Here is a 2,042-nt window from a genome sequence, read left to right as displayed (position 1 = left end):
GATTACGGAAGTCATGATATTCAATTAATTGTGGAGAGCAATCAAGCTTGTAGAGACACTGCTTTGCAAAGCATAATGGTACATCCCAAACCTCAAGCTGCCTTTGATGCGCCCATGGTTTGTTTTGGAAACACTACCGTTTTTGATAATCTCAGCGATGGCTTTGGAGATAATCTTACTTCCTATTTATGGCAGATAGAAGCTCAAAGTTTTAGTGATGAAAATCCAAGTTTTAACTTTGCCTCTCATGGAAATCAAGAGGTGGAACTCATAGTCACCAGTCAGCACAATTGTAAAGACACATTGCTACAAAATGTGATAGTTGACAGTCTTCCCATCGCACAGTTTTCCTATACCAATCCTTGTAAAAGCGATGTGGTCACCATCAGTAATTTAAGCGATGGAAATGGGAAAAACCTGCAAAACTATTTCTGGGATTTCGACAATGGAAGCACCAGTTCACAAGAGGAACTCATCTATATCTATCCTTCGCCTGGCACCTATCAAATCACGCTTCAGATTACTGATGAGAATGGTTGTCAAGATGAAATCATCAAACCCAATGTGAGGGTATATCCCAATTTCGATGTGCAGATTTTAGCTCCTGATTTTTGTATAGACCAAACCGGAACACTGCTTGGGGAGGCCACTCCAACAGGAATCACCCTCGACAATTGGCATTGGAATATTCATGATGGAAGCAGCATCGACCAGCAAAATATTTCCCAAACATTTACCGCTGCAGGAAATTATACCTATCAGCTAATTGGCAATATTGATACCTGTACTGCTGGTCAAGAAGTGGAAATAGATATACGAGAACTGCCCACCAGTGATTTTAGTTATACTGGTCAGTGCTTAGAAAGCCCCATCGCTTTTACCGACAATAGCACTGGAGATGGACTATCCTTAACCAACTGGCAATGGGATTTTGGTGAAGGTAGTTCATCCACACTTAGTAACCCTTCGCATACTTATAACAACTCTGGGAATTACCCGGTGCAACTCACCGTTACAGATGCTCATGGCTGCCAAAGTTCTGAAACACAAAATCTATATTTTAGAGATTTACCGCAAGCCAATTTCCAAGCCCAATGGCCGCTGTGCGAAGGAAATGAAATACAATTCCAAAACCAAAGCCAATCCCCAGGAACCATACTCTCCTATAATTGGGACTTAGACGATGGCATCACGACAGGAGAAATTAATCCCAGTCATACCTATAATAATGGTGGGAATAAAGAAATTAGTCTAATTATTATCGACGATTGGCAGTGCAGCGACACGCTAGAACAAAGCTTATATATCACACCTGAGTTTAGCCTAGGCATCGACTATTGGGGATTGTGCACCAATACGCCAGCCAGTTTAAGCGGTAGAGTTATTGCTCCACTTTTGAGCCCCGATACTTGGTCTTGGACCTTTGAGGATGGTAGTCAAGAAAGTGGTCAGAATATCCATCACATATTTACTCAACAAGGAGAAAATACTGTGCAGTTATTGGCCAGTAAAAATGGCTGCGAAGAAGTTCACGAGCAGGTACTATTAGTCAGCCCCTGCCCAACAGCAAACTTCATCTATTCTCTAGTCTCTCTAGACGATACAGTGAGTTTCCAAGACATCAGCACCCTAAATGGTGGCCCGGCCATCATCAGCTGGAATTGGGAATTTGGTGACCCTATGAGTGGTTTAGAAAACTATTCTACTTTGCAACATCCTGAGCATCTCTTTAGCCATTTGGGCGATTTTGATGTGACTTTAACGGTAACTGATGGCAATGGCTGTATCGACGATACCACCATGACCCTAAGCGTAAATCCTCGCCCTGTGGCAGGCTTCTATTGGGAGAACAGCTGCTTTGGTAGCGATGTACAGTTTGTGGATACCAGCAGCACCAGCCAAGGATTTGTTACCAATTGGTGGTGGGATTTTGGAGACCCAACTAGCGGCGCCTTTAACTTTAGCACGGCTCAAAACCCTACACATGCTTTTACTGCTCCAGGCATATACGACGTGCAACTCATCACCAAGGCATTTGGATA

At 43.1% G+C, this 2,042-nt stretch carries 1 protein-coding gene; it reads left to right on the top strand.

From position 1 onward, the window contains the following. The coding region (locus tag HNS40_RS22190) for a PKD domain-containing protein (RefSeq protein ID WP_172284899.1) at nt 1-2,042 on the top strand (2,042 nt) is incomplete at both ends.

This window comes from Lentimicrobium sp. S6, assembly GCF_013166635.1.
GTDB lineage: Bacteria > Bacteroidota > Bacteroidia > Bacteroidales > UBA12170 > UBA12170.
The sequence above is the reverse complement of the archived record's forward strand: the minus strand, read 5'-3'. Positions and strand labels throughout refer to the sequence as shown.